Annotated in this window: 18 protein-coding genes and 1 pseudogene; 8 read left to right on the top strand and 11 right to left on the bottom strand. The window is 47.5% G+C overall.

What is annotated here, in order from left to right; all coding sequences use genetic code 11:
* Positions 1-828 precede the first annotated feature (828 nt).
* Positions 829-2,286 (top strand): DUF4892 domain-containing protein, encoded by a 1,458-nt coding sequence (locus ACK5NH_RS05745; protein WP_416918224.1) that lies wholly within the window; start codon positions 829-831, stop codon positions 2,284-2,286.
* 172 nt (positions 2,287-2,458) lie between these two features.
* On the opposite strand, the gene ACK5NH_RS05740 is transcribed toward ACK5NH_RS05745, so the two are convergent.
* The 3 genes from ACK5NH_RS05740 to ACK5NH_RS05730 all read right to left on the bottom strand — a co-directional run bounded on the left by ACK5NH_RS05740 (position 2,459) and on the right by ACK5NH_RS05730 (position 5,396).
* On the bottom strand, positions 2,459-3,169 hold the full coding sequence (locus ACK5NH_RS05740; protein ID WP_416918222.1) for a 23S rRNA pseudouridine(2604) synthase RluF: 711 nt from the start codon (positions 3,167-3,169) through the stop codon (positions 2,459-2,461).
* An 11-nt stretch (positions 3,170-3,180) separates the two neighbouring features.
* Positions 3,181-3,873, bottom strand: coding sequence for a hypothetical protein (locus ACK5NH_RS05735; protein WP_416918220.1), 693 nt, complete (start codon positions 3,871-3,873; stop codon positions 3,181-3,183).
* Positions 3,874-4,058: 185 nt separating this feature from the next.
* Positions 4,059-5,396 carry a Na+/H+ antiporter NhaC family protein gene (locus ACK5NH_RS05730; protein WP_416918218.1) on the bottom strand — a complete coding sequence of 446 codons (1,338 nt, stop codon included), beginning with the start codon at positions 5,394-5,396 and terminating at the stop codon, positions 4,059-4,061.
* Between the two features lie 460 nt (positions 5,397-5,856).
* Here ACK5NH_RS05730 and ACK5NH_RS05725 point away from each other — a divergent pair, with 460 nt between their 5' ends.
* A complete protein-coding gene (locus ACK5NH_RS05725) occupies positions 5,857-6,705 on the top strand; it encodes an FAD:protein FMN transferase (RefSeq protein WP_416918216.1) in 849 nt (282 codons plus the stop codon).
* A 123-nt stretch (positions 6,706-6,828) separates the two neighbouring features.
* Positions 6,829-7,212 (top strand): hypothetical protein, encoded by a 384-nt coding sequence (locus tag ACK5NH_RS05720; protein ID WP_416918214.1) that lies wholly within the window; start codon positions 6,829-6,831, stop codon positions 7,210-7,212.
* Positions 7,213-7,286: 74 nt separating this feature from the next.
* Here ACK5NH_RS05720 and ACK5NH_RS05715 read toward each other — a convergent pair whose 3' ends face one another.
* Entirely contained in the window at positions 7,287-8,918 is a 1,632-nt protein-coding gene (locus ACK5NH_RS05715; protein WP_416918212.1) for a methyl-accepting chemotaxis protein, read from the bottom strand.
* A gap of 142 nt (positions 8,919-9,060) precedes the next feature.
* Positions 9,061-9,951: a DMT family transporter gene (locus ACK5NH_RS05710; protein WP_416918210.1), complete on the bottom strand. Its 891-nt coding sequence runs from the start codon at positions 9,949-9,951 to the stop codon at positions 9,061-9,063.
* Positions 9,952-10,145: 194 nt separating this feature from the next.
* Between ACK5NH_RS05710 and ACK5NH_RS05705 the strand changes: the two genes are divergently transcribed.
* Positions 10,146-10,925, top strand: a complete 780-nt coding sequence (locus ACK5NH_RS05705) for an AraC family transcriptional regulator (protein WP_416918208.1) — start codon at positions 10,146-10,148, stop codon at positions 10,923-10,925.
* A 551-nt stretch (positions 10,926-11,476) separates the two neighbouring features.
* Here the strand turns inward: ACK5NH_RS05705 and ACK5NH_RS05700 are convergent.
* The 4 genes from ACK5NH_RS05700 to ACK5NH_RS05685 form a co-directional block, all read right to left on the bottom strand.
* Positions 11,477-11,863 carry a GreA/GreB family elongation factor gene (locus ACK5NH_RS05700; RefSeq protein ID WP_416918206.1) on the bottom strand — a complete coding sequence of 129 codons (387 nt, stop codon included), beginning with the start codon at positions 11,861-11,863 and terminating at the stop codon, positions 11,477-11,479.
* A 463-nt stretch (positions 11,864-12,326) separates the two neighbouring features.
* On the bottom strand, positions 12,327-12,461 hold the full coding sequence (locus ACK5NH_RS05695; RefSeq protein WP_084789167.1) for a DUF2474 family protein: 135 nt from the start codon (positions 12,459-12,461) through the stop codon (positions 12,327-12,329).
* A gap of 61 nt (positions 12,462-12,522) precedes the next feature.
* Entirely contained in the window at positions 12,523-13,530 is a 1,008-nt protein-coding gene (gene cydB / locus ACK5NH_RS05690) for a cytochrome d ubiquinol oxidase subunit II (RefSeq protein WP_416918204.1), read from the bottom strand.
* A 55-nt stretch (positions 13,531-13,585) separates the two neighbouring features.
* Entirely contained in the window at positions 13,586-14,926 is a 1,341-nt protein-coding gene (locus tag ACK5NH_RS05685) for a cytochrome ubiquinol oxidase subunit I (RefSeq protein ID WP_416918396.1), read from the bottom strand.
* Between the two features lie 155 nt (positions 14,927-15,081).
* Between ACK5NH_RS05685 and ACK5NH_RS05680 the strand changes: the two genes are divergently transcribed.
* Together ACK5NH_RS05680 and ACK5NH_RS05675 are read left to right on the top strand one after the other, a co-directional pair.
* On the top strand, positions 15,082-16,494 hold the full coding sequence (locus ACK5NH_RS05680) for a PLP-dependent aminotransferase family protein (RefSeq protein WP_416918202.1): 1,413 nt from the start codon (positions 15,082-15,084) through the stop codon (positions 16,492-16,494).
* 208 nt (positions 16,495-16,702) lie between these two features.
* Complete coding sequence (locus ACK5NH_RS05675) at positions 16,703-17,995, top strand: O-acetylhomoserine aminocarboxypropyltransferase/cysteine synthase family protein (protein ID WP_416918200.1); 1,293 nt, start codon at positions 16,703-16,705, stop codon at positions 17,993-17,995.
* Between the two features lie 72 nt (positions 17,996-18,067).
* On the opposite strand, the gene ACK5NH_RS05670 is transcribed toward ACK5NH_RS05675, so the two are convergent.
* Complete coding sequence (locus ACK5NH_RS05670; protein ID WP_416918198.1) at positions 18,068-21,214, bottom strand: DUF2339 domain-containing protein; 3,147 nt, start codon at positions 21,212-21,214, stop codon at positions 18,068-18,070.
* A 207-nt stretch (positions 21,215-21,421) separates the two neighbouring features.
* A complete protein-coding gene (locus ACK5NH_RS05665; RefSeq protein ID WP_416918196.1) occupies positions 21,422-22,555 on the bottom strand; it encodes a methyltransferase in 1,134 nt (377 codons plus the stop codon).
* A 190-nt stretch (positions 22,556-22,745) separates the two neighbouring features.
* Here ACK5NH_RS05665 and ACK5NH_RS05660 point away from each other — a divergent pair.
* Positions 22,746-23,412: pseudogene (locus tag ACK5NH_RS05660) on the top strand (alpha-ketoglutarate-dependent dioxygenase AlkB family protein).
* A gap of 134 nt (positions 23,413-23,546) precedes the next feature.
* Positions 23,547-23,867, top strand: coding sequence for a BolA family protein (locus ACK5NH_RS05655; RefSeq protein WP_416918194.1), 321 nt, complete (start codon positions 23,547-23,549; stop codon positions 23,865-23,867).
* The last annotated feature ends 173 nt before the right edge of the window (positions 23,868-24,040 follow it).

Below are 24,040 nucleotides of genomic sequence, written 5' to 3'. Positions count from 1 at the left end.
TTTATTAGTGCGCATGCGCATTTACCTAGTTGGATCAGTAAAAACACGCACGGTTAACTATCTGTATGCAAAGAACTTATCAGCTTTCTGCCAAATACACCATCTGGAAAAACGCGCATGCGCGTTTTCCAAACCTATTAACTAAAAGTTAGTCACTATAGTTAATTGATTTTATAGAGTTTACTTATTTTAGATAGAATTGGTGCGCACAAGTCTTGTCTTAAAATCATACAAAAATACCTAAATTTAAATATGACTGTATAACCATACATTATTAGCCGATTAATGGTAGGGACAAACATAAGTAACTAGATGAGAATTTGTATGGCAACTGGAGTTGAAATTATCGATTGAGCTAACGAATAGAAATACGGAATGGGGCATTAGCTTTTTTGCCAAATGAACAGTGCAATGGCCGTCAAAATTGCCATTGTTGCAACAGTGACCGTTGGCGACATGGATGTCGCCGTCGAGCCTATAGGGACATATTCACGGCGTGTCACTGGGGAAACAATGACAATTAATCCTACACACCTGACGACAAACTTATCTCGCTTTGGGGCAATAGCTTTTAGTAAGATGAACTGTGACCGTTGGCGGCATATAAACCTCCTTGTTCAATGCTGAATCAAGTATAGATTGAGGTTATTACCACGCTATTTAAAGCAGGATATCGCAGTATTTTCCGTATTTCCTTTTCAATAAAAAGTATTACTTTTATACGGGTTAATACCTAGATAAATATTTTTATCGTATTATCCCGTCACTATTTTTTATCTATTTAGTTGGTTCGCGAGGGCTAACTTTCCCTACAGAAAAGGATTTTTTATGGGACATAAGACGTTACTGAGTGCTGTATTTTTGACTGCGACCTGCGGTGTCGCCACTTTTGCGGTGAATGCTGAGTCGCTGTTTACTTCCTTCCCTGACGCCAAATCGCCTGAAGAAAAGCGCATCCACTTTACGCCCTTTGAGCTTATCACCGCAGTGAATGGTGACAAGTTCACTCTGTTGCCTGTATCGGGGAAATTGACTCGACAAAGCGTTGAGTTGCCAGAGGGGTATAGTCCCGAGCATGTGATCAATAACTATTTGGCACAGCTTAAAAAACTGAATGCTGAAGTGTTATTTAGCTGCAAGGCCGCCACTTGTGGTGATGGTCAAGCCATGCAAACTCAGCTAAAGCCACTTAAAAGTGTGAATGCCGACTATCACAGTGCTTACGTGGCGGCAAAACTAAAAGGCCCTCGCGGTGAGGTTTACACCAGTATCTACGTCGTCAATCGCGAGGATAGATACACCTATCTACAGGTCGATATCCTCGACGCTATCCCTGAGCCGCTGGATTTGATCCAAGCGAATAGTGACTTTTTACAACAGGCGCCGAAGGACATTGAGATTAAAGATAGGCGTAGTGATGATGCTCAAGGCGCGACAGACCATCCTTTGCTGGGGCGTATGCCCGGCAGTTATATTTCAAGTTACAAACAAACTAACTTTACCCAAGTGCCTGTATTGGTGGGGATCTCGGGCGCAGATTATCAAACCAAATCGCTGGACGCCAAGCTTACCCAAATAACTTATCAGATGCCTGAAAGCTATTCGTTGTTTGAAATCAACAGCAATTATGCCGCAGCAGCACAAAAGCTGCAGGCTGAGCGGGTGTTCCACTGTAAAGGTACGGCCTGCGGCGACGATGATAACCTGATCAATGCCATCAAATTAATCAAGGACGATAAAGAAGATGAATGGCAGGAGTATCAGCTGTTTAAGCTGAGTCACGCCAAGGGCGATGTTTACTTCGATATCTATTCCCAAGGATATTTCGATGGCACACCTGCCGATACTACGCTCAGGATAATGGAACTCTCTACTCTGAAGGATGACCGTGTGGCGATCGACCTCGATGCCTTGACCGATGCAATTAGCCAAACAGGCAAGGCGACGTTAGAGGGATTGTTGTTTGATTATGACAGTGAGCGTATGTTGCCTGAGTCTAAGCCTGTACTCGAGGTCCTCGCGAGTTATCTTAAGCAGAACCCTGCGTTGAGTTTCTATGTGGTCGGACATACCGATGACAAGGGCGAGCGGAGTTACAATCAAAGCCTGTCGGAGCGCCGCGCCGCTGCAGTGATTAAGCAGTTGAGTGATGGGTTTCAAATTCCGTCGACCCAATTAACCGCCCACGGTAATGGGGAATACAGCCCTGTGGCCAGCAATACGAATGACGCTGGACAAAAGTTGAATCGCAGAGTGGAGTTAGTGCTTCGTTCCGATAAAAAGTAGCTCAACGCATCAGCTTGAAAGGCTACTTTAGTTTCATCAACAACGCCTGAGTCATCTCAGGCGTTTCTATCTTCATCGGCGTTTATTGGCGCTCATTGGAAGATATTGTTCGCGCAGGCATTTGTCTCAAATTGAGGTTAACTGCTTAAGTGTATTCGCCACTTGTCCTTCACTAAATTGCCACAGCGGCTTTAAGTGCCGTAACTTCCTCTGGGCTGAGCGGCCGCATCGCTCCTTCGGCTAATGACTCTAGGGTTAATGTCATTAACGCGACGCGTTGTAAGTCAATCACCTTATAACCCAAGGCGTTGGACATGCGCCGAATTTGGCGATTTAGCCCTTGGGTGAGCACAATTTCAAAACGGTCTGCACTTAACCGCATCACTTGGCAGGGGAGTGTGCGCACTTCTTTGTATTGCACGCCGCTAGCCATTTGTTCGATAAAGGCATCGTTGAAGGGTCTATCGAGTTGCACATGGTAAGTTTTACTGTGGGCAAAACTGGGGTGCATCAGTTTATGGGTGAGTTCGCCATCATTGGTGAGCAGCAATAAGCCACGGGAATCCTTATCTAATCTGCCAACAGGGTAGAGTCTTGGCGCAGTTGGCAGTAAATGCAGCAAACTGGACTTATCGGCATCTAACAAACGGCAATCTGTGCCTACGGCTTTATTGAAGATCCAATAAGTGAGCGCTTCGGCGCCCGATATGGGCTTTTCATCTAAGCAGAGGCTATCAAGACATTGACCGCCAGCATCGAAATGCACGGTATCGGTATGCTTAGCTATCTTGCCATTGAGGCTGATGCGTCCGGCCTCAATCAAGCGGCAGGCTTCACGGCGTGAACTAATGCCGCATTGGGCAAGGTATTTGGCGAGACGCATTAATGACTAAACTAAAACGGGTGATGGACTTGGGCGCGATGATACAGGATTTTGGATAAACGGCGCATGGCAAATGCGAGGCTTAAGCACCAAATAATATTGAGGTTCGTTTGCAGCCACATATTGGCGGCAACAAAACAGAAGTGATTGCCTGTCTCGCAGGGCGGGAAATCCAGTTGGCTCCAATCGAGTTGTAAGCTCAGGCTAACGGCACTGATAAAGCTTAATAAGCTTAAGTAAAACAAGGGTCTTGGGCAGATAAGTTTAGGCACGATTCCCGCGATAATCACCAAGGCATGCAGGGTTAGCGTGCTTAACAGATAGCTAGTGGAAACCAGCCTGTGCATGGTTAAAAAGTTAATCGGAAAAATACCCATCAAAATCACCGAGGTGCCAACCCAGGCGCCCGTGAGCGCAATATATTGGCTAAAGCTGTCGAGTTTAAGTAAGTAGAGCCCAGCCATAGAGATCAACATACAAATCCCCGCGGCTAATAATCCGAGGTTAAACACATAGGCGAGGGGCGAGTTGATATAGTCACCGAGAAAATCGGCACGCATAAACAGGGCGGGAGTACCCACTGTTTGATATTCGCCGTAGAGTGCGATAATAACCCCGGTGGCACTCAGCAGCGCCGCGCCTACAATCAACCAAGTGATCAGGCGATGTAAGTCGTAAAAACTGGGTTCATGCTGCGGATTCATATTGTGATGGATGCATTTTGGGGTGAATGACTATGCCGTAAATTAAGGTTAATACCGCGCAAATAACCCGCTGTAACTTGCCTTAATCCGAAACTGATGGCAAGTCTTGAGCTAATTTGAACCTTAGGCAGATAAAAACAAAGGGAGCGAATGGCTCCCTTGGTGTTATCGATAATCGAATAAGGTTAGTGGCGCTTACGGAAAATCACAATCGCAATCGCGACAGCCGCTAGGATCATGCAGTACCAAGCGTGGGATACAGCCGCCAGCGGTGTGATGCTAAAGGTTGAAGCGATCAGCAGTGCTTGGGCGCCATAGGGAATTAACCCTTGGATAATACAGGCAAAAATATCGAGTACACTGGCCGCGCGCTTAGGGCTAACACCGTGTTTTTCTGCCAGATCTTTAGCAATATCACCCGTCACAACGATAGACACTGTGTTGTTGGCAACGCAGCTGTTGGTGACGGCTACAATCCCTGCCATGCCTAACTCGGCCGCGCGGCATGAGGCTTCGCCTTGAGCTTTTGAGAAACGGGTGATGAGCTTTTCAATCTGCTTGCTTACAAAGGCTAAACCACCTTGTTGTTGCATCAGCGCGGCTAAACCACCGACTAACATCGACAGGATGAAGATTTCCTGCATATTGCTAAAGCCCGCGTAGATATCTTTACCAAATTGGATAACGCCATAGTCCATGGTTAGGAATCCCGCGGCGCCCGCCAGCAGAATGCCTAAGGTCAAGACGACGAACACGTTTAACCCTGCGACCGCTAATACCAGAATCGTCAGGTAAGGAATCACCTTGATAAAGTCGATATCCTGAGCGGCTAGATCGGCTTGGCCTTGGCCTGCAATCACAAAGGCGATAAAGGTCAGCAGTGAAGCTGGAATCGCAAAAATCAGGTTCTCGCGGAATTTATCTTTCATATCACAGCCTTGAGTACGAGTGGCCGCAATAGTGGTATCCGAAATAATCGAGAGGTTATCGCCAAACAGTGCGCCAGACATCACGGCGCCCGCCATCAGGGCATAATCAATTTGTGCCTGATCGGCAACGCCTAAGGCGATAGGTGCCACGGCGGCGATGGTGCCCATTGAGGTACCCATTGCGGTGGCAATAAAGGCGGCAATCACAAAAAAGCCGGGCAGTAATAGGTTTGAAGGAATAAGGGATAAACCTAAGGCAACGGTCGCATCGACACCACCTGTGGCTTTCGCTACCGCCGCAAAACCGCCAGCCAGCAAATAAATCAAACACATAGCAATAATATTGCTGTGGCCAATACAGACGATAAAGGTATCAATCGCTAGATTGAGTTTTTGTTTTGATAATACCAAGGCCAGAATAATGGCTGGCAGAATGGCAATCACACTCGGTAATTGATAGAAGGCAAAGTCTACACCTTGGCTTTGGAAATAGACGCCTGCGCCAATAAACAGACTTAAAAAAACGAATAAGGGTAACAGGGCAATAAAGGATGCCGGGCTACTCGGTGCAGTGGTTTGGGCTGATTGACTCAATGTAATGTCTCTTTTACTCGGCGGGTTGTCCGCGTGATCCTTGGCAGTCGAACTCGCTTAAAATCTGTGCCGCTTTGGCATCATATCCTAGCAACTTGGTGCCAAGCATATTGGATTGCCAATTTACTGTCAATCTAGACGTCTAGATGTTTTTACTTCCATTGTGATCCGTTAGTTAAAAAGAGGTTTAAATCGTGGTGGCCAGCTATTTTAGACCTTATTAATCAAGCTATTATCAATAACATTTTGTTGAAAAGATAAAGAGCATGAATGCTGTATTGTGCTTGGTCTGTAACAAATGCATGGTGAGTATAGCCTTTAGACAGAAATGTGCAGATTTAAGCCATTAGTCGGATGTCAGCAATATTAGTGGCGCAACATTAAGTTGCCGTAATTTACTCTATGGGGTAAAACGGTTGCTTATCATCTATCAACTCTTTTTGTCGCAGTCAGTCGCATCGTGATACGTACAGCCAAACCTTTACTCGGTACCTTAGTTGAAATTGCCGCGGAGTCCGTTGCCGAGCACAATGCTCATCCTCAATTGGATGAGCCAGCCCTTCAAGCCGCTATTACAGCGGCTTTTTCGCGTGTGGCCCATATTGGCCGCTTACTCAGTTTTCACCAGCAGGATAGTGAGCTGAATCTACTGAATCGCCAGCCAGGGCAGTGGATATCCTTAAGTCCTGATAGCCTGAGGGTGTTGAAGCTCGCCAAGTGGTTTGGCCGAGCCAGTGACAACCTCTTCAACTGCACAGTGGGTGGCGAGATGATGTCCCGCGGCGCCTTGCCCGCCTATCTCGGCATGCCGCTGCTGTTGCAAGGGGATTGGCGAGATATTGAAATCCAAGCGGATAAAGCCAGATTGGCTCGCCCACTGATTTTGACCTTAGATGGCATTGCTAAAGGCTATGCGGTCGATATGGCGGTCACTGAATTGCGACGTGCTGGCGTGTGCGGTGGCTGGGTGAATGCTGGCGGTGATTTAAAGGTGTTTGGAAGCGCTTCATTAAATGTGTTGTGCCGTGGCCCGAACGGATTGAGTCAAAAGATCAATGTCAGTAATACCGCACTTGCCAGTTCGCGGGTTTCCCAGCAGTTAAGCTATGATTATCCCGCACTCTTGTTACCTACGGGTAATTTAGATGAGCAGCCGTTTACTGATAACCAAGAAAGGGTTGTGAGTGTGCGCGCGCCCTTTGCCTGGCGCGCCGATGCATTAACCAAAGTGGCGGGTTACCTTGACGATGCCACCGCTGCACAAAAAATTCGGCAACTGGGTGGTGATTTAATTAATTTCGAGTCTTAAGTACTTGATCAAACTTCTCGATTGAGTCTTAGCAATTTCTAAAGATATAAATAAAAATTAAGTAGTTATCAAAATTTATTTTTCTGGTTGATCATCCTTACCATCACAGTAACGGGCTTATTTATGCTGCCTTGGGTGATGGAGTTTAAGCTGCAGTGGGATGTGGATTTGAGTTTGAGCGGAGAGCTGCGTTTACCCGCAGTTGTGATGCATGTGCTGCTGGGCTGGCAGATGCTCATGTTGCTCGGCGCTCTTTGGCATAGCCATATTAGCGCGGGCTGGCGTAAAAAACTTAATCATAGGAGTGGATTAATGATGTCACTCAGTCTGTTAGCCCAAGCGTTAACTGGCGTTGGCTTGTATTACTTGAGCTCGGAGTTGGCGCAGTTAGCCGCAAGTTTACTGCACACCTTTTTAGGGCTATTAGTCTGTGTAGGTTTTGTGTGGCACTGCTGCCACAGCCGACAAATTCGGCTGCAATCCGTAAAGCATCAACGTATCCTCTAATCCATAAAAAAGAGTGCCTAGGCACTCTTTTTTACGTTTTTTAGTGACTTATCTCGGTGAGGCTCACTCGTTCATTAAGCGACTTTAAAGCGTGACACTTCTTTTTGCAGATTGCTGCAAATGGTTTGGGTGTTGACGACGATTTTTTGAGTCTCTTGGATAACGGTATTGCAGTAGCGGGTTTTGTCAGACAGCTCGGTCAAGTTGCGATTGATTTCCTCGGTCACATGGGTTTGTTCTTCGGTGGCAGTGGCGGTCTGAGTTGACATCTCACTCACCTTAGAGGTGGAGTTAAGAATTTGATCTAGGGCATCCTGCGTCTGGCTGGCGAAGGTGACGGTTGACTGGGTGAGGCTGGCGCCCGATTCAATGCTCTTAACCGCATCATTAACGCCCCGTTGTAACTCTTCAATCATGCGCTGAATATCTTGGGTCGAAGTTTCGGTGCGACTCGCCAGTGTTCGGACTTCATCGGCAACTACCGCAAAACCCCGTCCTTGTTCACCCGCACGGGCCGCCTCAATGGCGGCGTTGAGGGCGAGCAGGTTGGTTTGTTCTGCAATTGAGCGGATCACATCCAGCACAGAGGCGATATTAGCGGAATTAACGGAGAGTTTTTCGATAACCGCCACGGCTTGTTTCACCGATTCCGACAATTGTTGAATATGGTTGACTGACTGGGTGAGGATATTTTTACCCTCAATGGTTTGGTCATTGACCTTAGTGATCTCGGTGGCGGTATGCAGGGCGTTGCTGGCCACCTCTCGCACTGCGGCACTCATTTCATTCACCGCCGTGACTATGGTATCGACAAACTGTTCCTGCTCGTAGCTGATGCCTATAGTGGTTGTTGATTTAGTCGCGAGATTTTCAACGGTTTGGCTAACATCTTTGGTCTGGCTGATAATCGCGATAACCATCTGTTGTAGCTGGGCAACGAACAAGTTAAAGGCATTTGCTAGCTCGCCAATTTCATCTTGACGGGTGATGGGGATTCGCTGGGTTAAGTTGCCATCGCCATCGACAATATCCTTGATCCTGTCAGTTATATCTTGGATGGCATTGACGATAATTTTAGGACCAAAGTAGGCAATCACTAGGGCAACAATGGCAACAAGGGTGGCAATTGTGACCGAAATTTGGGTTTGCGTGGTGGCCTGCTCTGAGGCTTGCAAATCCAATTCCTTCACGCGGTTATCGGCGGCTTCCCCCGCGGCGTTGTAGATATTTCTTAGGGCCTTAAACTCTTTTTTAGATTTGTTTTCATGGAGTTGTCTCGCCAGTTCAAAGTCATTATTTTTCACAGCGTTGATGACTTCTGATGAGGCTTGATACCAGAGCGAAAACTGCGCCTCGAAACCACTGGTGGATTGTATGACTTCTAAGTGCTCTTGCAGGTAATTTTTAAACTCCCCCATGCGATCACGTGCTTGGTCGACGTTTTCCTGCCAGTTGTCTATCTCACTCTTGCGATTGTCGCTGCTGAGATCAGGTCGAAGCAGAACTTCTTCACTGAGTTGCGCCTGATAGAGATCTCGGTCGGCGTTGAGAATGGCCGAAATCGCGGGATTAAATAACTGACTAAATTCTTGCATTTGCTTTAGGGTCGAGCGGCTCTGCATCGCATCTGTGATGGCCATTACGATCAAGGCGGTCGCCATAATGGCAAACATCAGCGAAAACTTTACTCTAATGCTATTAAACATGGGGCTCTCCATAACTCTCTGACAAAACGACTTATTAAATAGCTTAGTCGCTATTTGGCTGTTTGCAGTAGTCAGCGAAAAGTCTGTGAATGGCACAATTATAGGAAACGCCCCAAGACTTTAGGGCGTAGAGAGTAGCGAGTTATTCGGTGCAGACGATAGGGGCAGCGGTTTTCGGCTTAGGTTTTACCTGCACTAACATCACACCTAAGATGACCATGGCGCCACCGAGATAGTGATAGATAGCTAAGGTTTCATTCAAAATGATTGCCGCTAAGATGGCTGCGAGGATCGGCATCAAATTGAAGAAAATGCTAGTACGCTCGGCTCCTAACTTGCTGATGCCATTAATCCAGGCCCAAGGTGCGATGAGTGAGGCGCCAAGGGCGGCGTAGAGGATTAACGGCGCGGCTTGGCTGCTAATGGCGACACTGGGCGCGCTAAACAGCAGCGGGGTTAACATCAACACGGCAATAATGCCTTGAATATACACTGACTCCCACGTTGATATAGGGAGTTGCCAGCGTTTGAGCAATACTCCATAAAGTGCGTACACAAAAGCGCTGATAAGTAACAGTAAATCCCCTTGTGTGATGCCGATTGCAAGATTGGTCATATCCCCATGGCTTAGCATAAACACTAAACCTAATAGTGAAATCAAAGTGCCACCAAAGACTAAAGGTGTCAGTTTTTGTTTGAGTAAAGGTACGGCCAAGAACAGGCTCACCATAGGTACTAGCGAGTTGATTAAGGCCATATTCGTCGCTGTGGTGGTTGCCGCTGCAAAGTAAGCAAGGCTTTGATTTAATACCATGCCTAAGGCGGCTAAGGTTGCTAATTTTGGGAGTAGTGCTGCTATGGCTCTACGATTTTTCCAAACGGGTCTTAACATAAATGGCGTTAGCACTAGCATGGCAAAAAACCAGCGATAAAAGGCAATGGCTTCAGGGGCGATAATCCCAAAGGAGAGTTTGTTAACAATGGCGTTGCCCGCCCAAATGACTACGGCGAGCAGGGGAAATAAATACAACATGAGTCAGTCTTAATTGGCGTGAGGACGGGTTAATGCTGAGTGGCATAAACCCGATGTCATAGGTTGGCTGCTATTATCCTTGGTCTTTTATGATATAAATATCGTTTAAAAGACAATGTCAGTTCGTCGGCGGACAATCATTTATAAGTCTTTGTCTGCGCCTCGAGTCATGTCAGCCCATTTTCGGAGGAGCGATGCGTCCCGTTTATCATCCGCTCAAGGTGGAACAAGCGCCTGTTGCAGATATTTTCTTTAACTATGAAGCCTTTCTGCCCAATACCATCACCCCGAAGCATAGCCACACCTGGGGACAATTGCAGTTGATCAGCGGTGGAATTATGGAGCTACATGCCGCAGGGCAGCGGTTTTTATCGCCATCCCAATATGCGATTTGGGTGCCAGCAAGGATTGAGCATGAGAGCTACACTCGCCGCAGTATCCATTATTGCTCGATGAATATAGTGGCCAGTCGAGCGGCTGTTTTCCCAGATAAGACCTGCCTGCTGGCCGTCACATCCATAGCGCAGGCGATTGTCAACGACCTAAGGGAGCGGCAAATCCGGGTGGCTGACAGTGAGGCGGATAAACGTCTGGTTGAGGTGTTAATCGACCAACTGATCTTAGGGCAGGCGCAGCCGCAATTTTTACCTTCGAGTACGGATAAACTGTTGCAACCTATTCTGCAGCAGCTCGAACTCGACCCCGCCAGTCAAAAGAGCCTTAAAACCTGGGCCAGTGAACTGCATACCACCGAACGAACCCTTGCTCGGCGTTGCCAAGACTATCTTGGGATGAGTTTTACCGAACTGCGACAGCGACATAAGTTTATTTACTCGTTACAACTCTTGCGTGAGGGATTGGCAATCAAAGAGGTTGCTCTGACTTTAGGCTACAACCAAACATCGCCATACATAGTGATGTTTAAAAAATATGCCCAATACTCACCCGAGCAATATCGCCGTCAACTGGCATAAAAATAGGGCACGGTAGTACCGTACCCTATTGCTAATAAAGAGAGGATTTAAGGGATTTTTTACACAGGCATTAATCGGAGTTTTTTTGTCGGTTCCGTTTATCCTGACGTTTCTCTTTTAAGGTTTTCATCGGCGGTTTTTTCGCTTTTTCTTTACTCATGGGAAATACTCCTAACTGAATTGAATTCAGCAAAGTTAAACTCAGTAAAGTAATACTATCGAGTGTAGCGCCGCGTTCTTACCGATAGTTGATTTAATTTTGCCCGTCGGCAAATTAAAATGATGAAAAAGCCGTATGAACCAGATAAATAAACTTATACTTCTTGATGGTTTTTACATAAGCGCTGCCATACTCGGTAAATATGCAAGAGGTTTAAGCCTTGGCTCATCGGCTTTAATTAATTTCGCGGCCTATTAATGACTTCAAAATAGTATTCTCCCTATTTTACTTATGTCTATGCTAGATGCCGCCGCAAATAGCGACCTAAAAGCATGCTGCCACTGAAATTTGAACATGCTTTATTCTGATAATGCTGTGCTTACTATTAATTTTATTTCTTGCTTAGGGCGATATCCTTCACCATAAATAGCACGGGTTTGCCTAAAATATTTACCTCGGCATATTCGCCCTTAGTGCGTCCGAGTAGACTGACGCCGAGATCGGAGATCACTGAATAACGCCCAGCTCTGGGTTTGTGCCTAGGTGGGTATACCAGCTCGATACGGTATTCCTGTTGGTCTTGCTGATTAATCAGTAAAATTTCTCGCCCAACCGTCACTTTGTCTAGGGTTTCTTCATTTTTAAGTTGATCCAGTTTCGCTATCACCGCCGCCAGTGAGGTCGGGCGCAATGAGGCATTAAAACTGTTTTGCAGGTAATAGGTTTCCGTTTTCAACATAAAAGATTGAAATAGGTTTCTAAAAAAAGAATAAAACATAACTACCCCAAATATGAGCTAGATAACCGCAATGCTCCAAAATAAAAATGAAGCAATAAATTAAAATATGAGAGATGGGCTGCCGAGTGCGAGTCGCACTCGGCTTAAACTGGAAATTTTAGTGAAAGGCGCACGAAGCAGGCTAAATAATGAAACTTATTCAGCGTAAAAGAGAAACGCTTAAGAGTGATGGATGAAAATGCATTTTTAAACATAGTGCTACATCTCCATATCAAATTAAGACTAAATTAATCATCCAGTGTGTTGATGATTAATGGCTAATAAACTTTCGATACCATAGGCCAACTTGAAAAATAAATCAACTCATGTTTTATTTCGGTCGGCATTATTACTGGGTTGGTGTAAACCTCCCCGTTAAATAAAAGTTTATCGCTTAAAAATACCGTCAATTTTAGACATATGTTAGCGCATAAATTTATTGATTTGGCTGAATATGACTCGGTTAGGTCGTTAGCCCTGCGCCTTGCAGTAATATTTTAAGGCAAAGGGAAACCAACAGTAAGCAACTGACGCTGGTGCACCAAATCAACAGTAACCAGCCGAGCCGTTTGGGCAGGGATGAAGTTTGAGTCGTCATATCGATCTCCTAAGATTGTTTTGCTGGCAGCCGAGTCAGAATCGGCTGCAATAAGGTCGTTTTAGTGATACGCCGCATCCTTGGTGACTTTGCCGCGAAATACGTAATAGCTCCAAAAGGTGTAGGCCAAGATCAGTGGGATAATCATCAGTGCGCCGATAAGCATAAAGCCTAAGCTGCTCTCAGGCGCAGCCGCCTGCCAGAGACTAATCGTTGGCGGGATAATATGTGGCCAGATACTGATGCCTAAGCCACTAAAGCCTAAGAATATTAACGCGAGCGTCAGCAAGAAGGGGCGGTAGTCGTCTTCGGTATTTAATGAGCTGATAAGTGCCTTAGTGCAGAGCAATACCAACACAGGAACCGGCGCAAAATAGAATAGGTTCGGCAGACTAAACCAGCGCAGCGCGATATTGGGCTGCACAAAGGGCGTCCATAAACTGACGATAGCTATGACCATAAGCAGGCATATGGCCAGTCCTTTACCGAGCTGCTGCATGGACGTTTTGAGATTGCCTGTGCATTTCTTCACTAACCAAGTCGCACCAAGCAGTGCATAGGCCAGCATCAGCCCAAAGCCGCAGAAGAGTGAGAAAGGCGATAACCAATCGAAGCTACTACCGCTAAACCTTTGTCCATCCACTGAAATACCTGAGATAAATGCCCCAAGCACTACGCCTTGGGCAAAGGTGGCAAGGATAGAGCCGTACATAAAGGCTTTGTCCCAAAAGGGTTTAGTCTCGGCGCTGGATTTAAACCTAAATTCGAAGGCGACGCCGCGAAAAATCAGGGCGAGCAGCATAATCAGCAAGGGAATGGTCAGGGCCTCAAGCACTATGGCGTAGGCGAGGGGAAAGGCGCCGAGCAGGCTAGCACCACCCAACACCAGCCAAGTCTCGTTGCCATCCCAAACCGGCGCGACAGTGTTAACCATCACATCTCTATCGTCTTCATTGTGGATGAAGGGAAATAAGATGCCGATGCCAAGATCGAAACCATCCATCACTATATACATGAGAGTGGCAAAGATGATGATCCCAAACCAAATAAGGGGTAGATCGAATTCCATGGTATGCCTTTAAGTTGGTTGATTAATCGATAGACAAAATAAAATGCCTGGTTTGTTATTCATGGTTTTCAATCCCTTGCGAAACAGGCCCTTTACTGATGAGCCGCATCATATAGCGATATCCCACACCAAAAATGCCGAAGTAACAGATAACAAACATCATCAGGCTGAGGCTTAAATGGGTCACACTATGGGACGAAACCGCATCTTGAGTGCGCATTAACCCTTGGATAACCCAAGGTTGGCGGCCAAGTTCAGTGGTAAACCAGCCCGCGAGGGTTGCGATTAATCCCGCGGGACCTAAGAGCAGCACAAAGCGTAAAAAGAGTGGATTGCTGTATAGTTTTTGGTTGCGTCTTAGGTAGAGGCTCCACACACCCGCCAAAATCATCAGTACACCTAAGCCCACCATGACTCTAAAACTCCAAAAGACTAAGGGCACATTGGGCCAATCCTCGGCGGGAAACTCAGCTAGAGCGGGCACTTGCTGCGTTAAATCATGCTTTAAAATCAGGCTGGCTAATCCCGGAATTTCCAAACTGAAATGATTGCTTTGGCTATCCATATCGGGCAAGGCGAATAAGATGAGCGGCGTGGGCTCATCCCCTTCATTACGCCAATGTCCTTCCATTGCTGCGATTTTTACAGGTTGATATTCAAGGGTATTTAAACCATGAAAATCACCAATCACCGCTTGTAGTGGTGCAACAATCAATGCCATCCACATGGCCATGGAGAGCATTTTGCGAATCGCAGACGTATCGTTTCCTTTGAGTAAGTGCCAAGCGGCGGATGCGCCAACAAAAAAGGCCGATGATAAGAAGGCGGCAACCGTCATATGGGTTAAACGGTAGGGGAATGAAGGATTAAACACTATTTGCCACCAGTCGATGGGGACGACTCGGTTATCAATGATTTCAAACCCTTGAGGTGTGTGCATCCAGCTATTGGAGGCGAGGATCCAAAAGGTTGAAATCACAGTGCCCGTGGCCACCATGCAAGTGGCAAAAAAGTGCAGTTTTTTACCAACCTTATTTTGCCCAAACAGCATCACCCCAAGAAATCCCGCCTCGAGGAAAAATGCTGTCAGTACTTCATAGGTGAGCAGAGGGCCGGTCACGCTCCCCGCAAAGGCCGAAAAACCACTCCAGTGGGTACCAAATTGGTAGGCCATCACTATGCCTGAGACCACTCCCATGCCGAAGTTGATGGCAAATATCTTCAGCCAGAATTGATACAGCTGCTGATATACCTGATTGTTTGTCTTCAACCAGAGTCCTTCTAACACGGCTAAATAGGTGGCTAACCCAATAGTGATAGCGGGGAAGATAATGTGGAAAGAAACGGTAAAAGCGAATTGGATTCTCGCGAGTACGGTGGCATCAAAATCAAACATAGTGTCCTCAGGAGATTGCGGTCTCGTTGCAAAGGTATGTGTTAATGCAAGCCGTTCGGTGCCTCGGTTTGGCGCCGCTGATGGCTTGTGCATTATTAGACCATGGGGTAAGCTGGCTATAACAGATACAGAATTAGCTAAATTAACTATAACAGATGTCAAAGTACGAACAGCTAGCGCAGGATCTAAAAAACCGAATAACCCAGGGCGTCTGGCAGGCGGGGGATAAGCTGCCCTCATTACGGCAAACCGTGGCGGATTCAGGCCTCAGTTTAATGACAGTGTTGAACGCCTATCAGTTGCTCGAAAGCCAAGGCGTGATATTAGCGCAGGCAAAATCGGGTTATTTAGTGGCGCCTCAGCCTGAAGCTTTTCGTTACCCAGAGGCTCAGCGACAGATCTATTTTTCCGATAAAGTCGATATCAATGAGTTTGTTTTTAATGTGTTACAGGCATCGAAACAGGCTGGGATAGTGCCATTTGGATCGGCGTTTCCCGATCCCAGTTTATTTCCACAGCAAGCCTTAGCACGCTCGCTCGTTAACGTGACTCGGCATATGTCGCCTTCGTTCGCGGCCGATAATCTTCCCCCCGGCAATGCGGGGTTACGCAAGGCTATTTCCCAACGTTATGCCAAGCTAGGCATGAGCGTTTCACCCGATGAAATCTTGATTACCTCGGGGGCAATGGAGGCGCTGAATTTGAGTTTAACGGCACTGACTCAGGCAGGAGATTGGGTTGTGATTGAATCGCCAGCTTTTTATGGCGCGATGCAAGCCATTGAACGCCTTAAGCTGAGGGCGATTGCGGTCGCGACGGATCCCCGTGAGGGGATCGATCTGCAGGCGTTGGCCGAAGTGCTTAAGACCTATCCCGTCAAAGCCTGTTGGTTGATGAGCCTGCATCAAAATCCCTTAGGTTGCAGCTTATCGGAACAGAAAAAACAGGCGCTTTATCAACTGCTTTGTGAGCATAACGTTAGCCTGATTGAAGATGATGTGTATCAGGAACTTTATGTTGGTTCGAGTGCGCCTAGGCCGATAAAAGCCTTAGATACCCAAGGCAATGTGTTGCATTGTGGCTCTTTTTCTAAATCCTTGATTGCAGGGTATAGAGTCGGTTGGGTCGCCGCGGGGCGCTATGCACCTCAATTACAACGGCTGCAACTAATGTCGACCCTCTCGACCAGTGCGCCTATGCAACTGGCCATCGCCGACTTTATTCAGTCGGCACAATATGAGCGCCATTTAAAGCGCTTACGCCATACCTTAGCGGATCGTAAATTTGCCATGTATCAGTTGCTGCGCACTCACTTGCCTGAGTCTGTGAGCGTTAGCTTTGAGCAGGGCGGTTATTTCCTCTGGCTGGCGTTGCCTGCCCATATGGATGCGACCCAGATCTATTATCGGGCGCTTAAGCGAGGGATCAGCATAGCGCCGGGTAATCTCTTTAGTAATCAAGCCGAGTTTCGCCATTTTATGCGTATTAATGCCTCCTACGACTGTTCACCCGAACGAGTGCAAGCGATAAAAGACCTAGCAGCACTCATCTATGACTATCCGAATTGAAATGCCGAATTGGTGTGCCAAAGTGTGAGCCGTTGTAGCCATTTCGCTTGCGCACTAAAAATATTTAGACTTCTAGATGGCCGTCTGTTAGCTTGAGAGCAGTGCACAAATCTTGTGCTGTCTTAGTGTCATTTTGCGCAGTGCTCACCTTAGGGTTGTCTTAGGTTAGTGGCAAAGGTTGGGGAATTTATTGGGGAAGGAATCAAAGATGAAACTTGAATCACTGGCGTTACACCACGGATATGAATCAGAGGCGACCACGAAGGCCGCCGCGGTACCTATTTATCAAACCACCTCTTACACCTTCGATGACACCCAACATGGTGCTGATTTATTTGACTTAAAAGTCGCTGGTAATATCTATACGCGGATCATGAATCCCACGACCAGCGTACTCGAGCAGCGACTCGCGGCCATTGAAGGTGGCATAGGCGCGCTCGCAGTTGCCTCGGGAATGGCGGCCATTACCTATGCGATTCAAGCCCTGACTCAAGTTGGCGATAATATTGTCAGCACCAGCCAGCTCTATGGTGGCACTTATAATCTGTTTGCCCATACGCTGCCGCGCCAAGGAGTAGAAGTGCGGATGGCGGCCTTCGATGACTTTGAAGAGCTCGATGCTTTAATCGATGCCAAAACCAAGGCGTTATTTTGTGAGTCAATCGGTAACCCAGCGGGTAATATTGTCGATTTACAACGTTTAGCCGAAATTGCCCATAAACACGGCGTGCCTTTAATCGTCGATAATACGGTCGCTACGCCTGTCTTATGCCGCCCGTTTGAACATGGCGCCGATATTGTGATCCACTCCTTAACCAAATACATTGGTGGGCATGGCACTACGATTGGCGGCGTGATTATTGACTCGGGCAAGTTCGATTGGGTGGCGAATAAAGAACGTTTTGCTCTGCTCAATCAAGCCGATCCTTCCTACCATGGGGTGATCTACACCGAAGCCTTTGGCCCTGCGGCCTTTATTGGACGTTGCCGTGTGGTGCCGCTGCGAAATACTGGGGCGGCCCTTTCGCCCCACAGCGCATTTTTGTTGTTGCAAGGGCTTGAAACCTTAAGCCTTAGAATGGAGCGCCATTGTTCGAATGCCTTGGCATTGGCCGAATCTTTGATACTGCATCCTTCGGTCAGTTGGGTGAATTATGGTGCTTTGCCGAGCAGCCCTTACCGTGAAAATTGCCAAAAAATCACTGGTGGTAAAGCCTCGGGGATTATCAGCTTCGGGATTAAGGCGGCCACTCCCGAGGAGGGCAAAATCGCTGGCGGTAAGTTTATCGACGCGCTACAAATGATTTTGCGTTTAGTGAACATTGGGGATGCCAAATCGCTGGCTTGTCATCCTGCGAGTACCACCCACAGACAGTTGGATGCGAACGAGCTTGCTAGAGCAGGAGTGTCTGAGGACTTAATTCGAATCTCCGTCGGCATTGAGCATATCGACGATATTATTGCCGATGTGGCGCAGGCGCTGGAAAAAGCCTTAGCTTAAATTAGTAGATTGATTATTTGAATGAAAAAGGCCGCTAATGTTAGCGGCCTTTTACTTTGCATAACTGACGACTTATTGGTTTGCTTCTTGTATGCGATTACGGGCCTTTTGATAGAAGTAAGAGACGGTCAGTAAGATCACCCCAATCAACATAAAGGCGATAACCTTTTGCACTAGCTCAAAGGACGCCATATCCAGCAATAACACTTTGAGTGTGGCTAAGGTAAAGAGTCCAGCTGCGAGGCGGATCATATCCCCATGCTGGGGCTTTAAGCTGATAAACATTAACACGCTGCCATGCACGACGAGCAAAATGGCGCTGAGTGGCGCTGCAATCATGTTATCGAACGCATAACTCCAGGTGAGATAACTCAGCGCGAGCAATCCATGCCAGCCCCATTTGAGCCATTGCAGCGGTAAGAAACGCTGATGCAAACGAATAGCGACGCCGCGGCGTAAGATAAGTAGCGCGAGCAGTGCTAATGCCATCAATTCACAGAGGATCAATAACACGTTATCCAGATCGAGTCTTAGCGACAACTCAGAATGCAGCATTATCGGCAGCAGCGCTAGCCCTAGACAAAGCCCGTAGGCCAAGCTGTAGCTTGAGCGCACCGCGGCTTGGATTTCGATGGCTAAGTGCGCCATTAATCCCGTTTGCACTGAGCCATGTTTAGTGCGTCTTTGGAGCAAGAGGGCAAAGTAGCCGCTCATTACTAATGCCGTCATCGACCATGCCACGACATCGACGCGGTTAAATCCATAGACTAATACGGCTAGCACCAGCGCGAAATAATAAGGGCTAAGTTGCCATTGCAGGGTTAGCTGTGATGTCCAAGGCTTAGCAAGCTTGCGATAACGCAGCAGTACAAAGCCAATGACTAGGGCGCCAATTAGCAGTGCAATAAGCCCTTGCCAAACTTCAAATAGGCACAAGCTGGCGGTGGTGAGTATCGCCAGCCAAGTCAAAATCTTGGTTTCAATTTCAAGGGCTTTATGTTTGATAACATAGGCAAGGCCGAGGCTGAACAGGCTGCTAAGCCAGAGTGCAGCCGCGGTAAACTCCCAATAACTGCGCATCACCTTAGGCAATAAGATCAGCGGTAGCAGCAGATAACAGCCGAGCTGTATCTGCTTGGCGGCCTGGGCGAACAGCGAGCTTGGGTAATGCTTACGATACCAATAGTGGGCCAGCAGCAGGGCGGCGAATAATTCAATGCGTGCCAGCTTTGCCATCAGTGGCTGCGCACTAAAGCTCAGGCTGCCAGTGAGGGTCACGCCTTCGACCACAGAAAACAAGAGTGGCAGCAGCAAGAGCCAAGCGGCAAACTCGCTGACCATCAACTTGTCTTTACCACTTAAATACAACAGCAACAGATTCACGAGCGGGATGATGGCGAGGTAATAATCGCTGCTGACAAGGTAAGCCGCCAGCAAAAGGGTCGCCACATAAAAGCCGCTGAGGAACTCTTTGAATAAATAACTCAATTGCCGCTCGAGCCGCGACAGTGGTAACTCGTCACTCTGGATTTGGCGGATAATAAAGAGCAGGGCCGCCGCGCTTAAGGCTAACGCGAGCAGCGGGAACCCAAGCGCCGCCATCGACGTTTGCTCGCCAAGTCCGAGTAGGGAAAAACCTGTCAGCACCGCATATAAATTGAGAACCAGCCCTGTCAGCAATAACACGTAGGCTTCGGCGCGTACCGAAATCAGTTTCTCCTTAAGGCCAATCCACAGCAGGAGCAATGCTTCGAGGATTAATACCAATCCAAGAAAATCATGACTTAACAAATAAAGTGCAGCAAAGGCCGCAAAACTTCCGCCAAAGACTAACAAGAGACTGCTCTGGGACGGGTCGAGTCGAGACTTGAGCTTAACGTATAAGCCCGCACAGATTAGCGCATTAGCGATAAATATTTCCCCTGCAAACTCAGTAAATTGTGTGAGTTCAAAGAGCACAAAGGCCAACAGGGCTATCGGCAGAACTAGGGCTCTATGGCTGAGTGAGGTCGTTGAGGGATTAACGATAAACCCAAATAGACCATAGAGATAAAAGAGGGCGTTGATGCTTACAACGGCCAGCACAGCAGTGCCGCTCCACTGTGCGAGAGGTAAGTCGACATAATAGCTGAATGCTTCAATGCAGGCGATATGCAAGAAGGCTGTGATTTCCAGCAGTAATGGCCATTGCAATTTGTGGCTTTGGGCGAGGGCGCCCGCACCAATCAGTAGCAGATAAGGAATATACAGCAGCGGCGCATAGCTTTGGGATAACAACATCATAGGTGCCATCGAGCCGCCGACCAAGGCAATCACGGCAATGACCTTAGCATCGAGGCGCATTGACAGGCTATAGCCCGCTAAGGTAATCAATAGCAGCAGAATAAAGCTGGCACTATTGGGGATAATCTCAAAGTAAGGACCAATAAAATAGGCGCAGAGATAGTTTAGGATGAGGCCTAATCCGACAATCCCAGAGCCAAAGTCGGCCATGCCCGCCCTTTTTTGGCGGATAAAAATCCCGCCCGCAATAATCGCATTGGCGCAACCAAAACCTAGTAGGGCTTTACCGAGTTCGGAAAACCAATGGTTGATGGAATATTGCAGTAGGTAGCCAAAACCTAGGGTCAGGGTGATGATGCCCGCGACCGTCATCAAAAACACTGGGCCTAAGCCCTTGGCCTGATAATGTTGATAGAAACCTTTGACCTGTTCAGTGATGGCCGCAAATGGCGCCATGATGGCGGCAACGCCTTGGGATAATAAGGTCTCGAATTGGCTTGCGGCTTGTACGCCCACTTCAAGTCCGGCTTGCTGAGAAAAGGCCTTATCTTGCTGCAAATCATCCTGCTGCGAATCCACTGGTGAATGTACGGCTTTTGAGGGAGTCTTAGCGTGGCGCTGCCAAGGATCGTCTTGCCAAGGATTTGCCTCGGGCATTTGTGGCTGGATATCGGGAGCCATTTCTTCAGATTGCAGCGAGGTGCGCTCATCCCTTGGCTCAATCGTCGTCCCGAATGGCGTTGTGATATCGTCCGTGCTGGTGGATGCGTTGGTGAGAGGGCCATTGTCTTGTTGCTCAAGCTGAAGACTGATGCTATCGAGCTTGGCTGAGAATTCTGCCAGTTGGCGGCTGAGTGAAGATTGCTGCGACAGGTGCTGCAGTTTTAACTGCGCCAATTCTGCCTTGAGTTGGTCAACGTCATCCTTTAACGGCATCTTAATATCCTAAATATGCTTTCCATATCCATGGGGCATAAAAGTCTAAGTGACTCACTTTTATGCTTTTACTGTGAAAGATTGTACTGACAACTAGGCATAACGGCTAGTAAAAAGCCGTTACTCAGTATGTGCGAATGCGAAAGTGGAGGAGATGAGGCAAAGATAGCGCCATGATTTTGCCCTATCTTTGCTGAGCTAAAGCGGTTATTTCTGCGCTTGCAGGATCACAAATTTGCCGTTGGAGGCGACTGTGGTGCAGTTTTTAAATAAACGCTGCAATTTGACGTGGTAAGCTAAGTGGCGATTCCCCACTATATGTAAAATGCCGCCATTTTTGAGTCGGCGACGTGCGTCTAAAAACATCTGCCAAGCAATGTGATCGGTAATCGCCTCGCCCTGATGGAAAGGCGGATTGCAGAGCACTAAATCGGGTTCCACTCCATCGGGTAAATGGGTCATGCAATCATCCCAATGAAAATGGCCTTTATCTGCGGGGAGTTGGTTGTTTGCCCAGTTGGCTTTTGCCGAGGCTACCGCCATTTCGGAATCATCAATAAAATGGATATCGGCATTAGGGTATAACTGGGCCGCACGCAGACCTAGCACGCCATTGCCGCAACCCAGGTCGACAATCGTTTTAAAATCGCCCTGAGGGAGATTATCCAACATAATGCGCGCACCGATATCGAGTTTATTGGTGGCAAACACATTGCTTAAATTGCTGATATGGAGGTTGAATTCGGGAATATCCCAAGTGACTTCCTTCGGTAAGGCGCGTGGCTTGCCATCGCTAATACAGGTGATGACGCGGGTTTTCTTCCAAGCGAGGCTGGCGCTCGCTGGCCCTAAGTGTTTCGCGAATACTTCCAATAAGCTCGCGTTGATGGACTTGGCTTTTGCACCAACCAACACTTTGCAGCCAGCGGGCAACACTTGGGATAAGCGCATCAGCTGGTGGGCAAAGTAAGTGAGGTTTTTAGGCAGCTTCATCAATACGAGGGCGAGATCGCCTGGTAAGGCATCGCGACTGGTAAACCAGGTTAGGTTATCCATAGGCAACTGATTGCGATGATGATTTTGCTCTGCACCTAAAAAACTGGTTCTGGCATCGGTTTCGACATTCAGCGGCCAATCGGGATTAAGTCGCGATAGGGCGCAGCTTAAGGCGCCAAAGCTGTCGTTGATAATGGCCGTTGGCACCGCGGTTTGTACGCCTTCGACTAGGGTGTTAATCAAATGCTCGTCTGCCGCATCCCAAGCTTGGAGATTGGATTCCTGCGAAGCGGGGTAGCGAAAGAGTTCAAGCTCAATCCCTGCCACTGAAAATTGTGTCGTCATCTTTGTGCTAAGCCAATAAAAACGGTGCGAATAAAAACACTGCCATTAAAACAGTGCCAATTAAATAAGGCGCAGATTATCGCAGATTTCCCCTTATCGTGCGATGCTTGCCTGAGGTTGTATATCTGCTCGTGCATTTATGAGTGATTGGGTGGGGTCAATCAACGTTGTCAGTGGTATAAGGTGCTGTATGAAACAAGTCGATTTAGGACTCGAAACAGAGGCCAATCTTGAAGCTGATAGCGGGATCTTTTGCGCCCATCATAAAGAGACTGCACAAGTCGAGCCGCCTATCACTTTAGTTAGGGATTATTTGAATGTGGCGCAGCAGAACGCCCTGCTCAAGGAGGCCGAGTCTTACCCATTGAGTCGCCCACAAATTCAAGTGTTTGGTGAATATCATGCCATTCCAAGGCAGCAGGTTTGGTATGGCGATGCGGGATGCGGGATGCGACTATTTATATTCTGGGCTATTTATTCGTGCTCTGCCTTGGTCTAAGTATTTGCAAAAATTGCGTGACAAGTTGCAGCGAGATTTTGGCCTAGGCAGCAATGGTGTGTTAGTGAATCGCTATGCCGATGGTCAAGATTGCATGGGCGCTCACAGCGATGATGAGCCCGAGATTGCGAGCGGCAGTGATATCGCCTCAATTAGCCTTGGCGCCTCGCGGGATTTTGTGATTAAACATAAACACAGCAAGCTGAAATACACTATCAGCCTACACAGTGGTGACTTACTCATCATGCACTGGCCAATGCAGCAAGATTGGTTACACAGCGTACCCAAGCGATTAAAGGTTAAAGAACCCCGTTGGAACTATACTTTTAGGCAATTGGTTGTTAATTATCATGGCTGATTGAAAGCTAAATTATTTCAAACTGTTGCGAAATTTGCTCGGTTTTAAGCCGCAAAGGTGAGGTTGAGATTTGATCTTTTGTACTTGAAGCAGTACTCTGCGGCCACTGGATTTACCCATGCTGAGATTTGAATATGTCCAATACCCATGCGCAGGGCACAGTGGCCGAGACCATTAATCAGAAGCTGACTGAGAGCTTCTCGCCCACTCATTTAGAAGTCCTTAACGAAAGCCATCGTCATCATGTTCCACCTAATTCAGAGACTCACTTTAAGGTCGTCGTGGTTAGTGATGAATTTGATGGACTCCGCTTGCTTGCCCGTCATCGTTTGGTAAATAACTGTTTAGCCCACGAGTTAGCGAATGGAGTACATGCGCTATCTATCCACACCTTCACCCAGGGTGAATGGGCGGCGGATGTTGAAGTACCTAAAACGCCTAATTGTCGCGGTTAATTCGAGCCCAATATCTTACAAAAGCCACGTTATTAACATGGTTTTTTGTTTTAGGTCAAATTGAGGAAATTATTGGGTTTCCCTCCCCAAATTTATGTGTTAACAATATGTTTCGTTTTAACGGTGTTAACTGCCTATCGTTCGATAAAAGAGCACTAATTATCATACTGTTA

Origin of the sequence: Shewanella sp., from assembly GCF_047975355.1 — a bacterium.
Classification (GTDB): domain Bacteria; phylum Pseudomonadota; class Gammaproteobacteria; order Enterobacterales; family Shewanellaceae; genus Shewanella.
The sequence above is the reverse complement of the archived record's forward strand: the minus strand, read 5'-3'. Positions and strand labels throughout refer to the sequence as shown.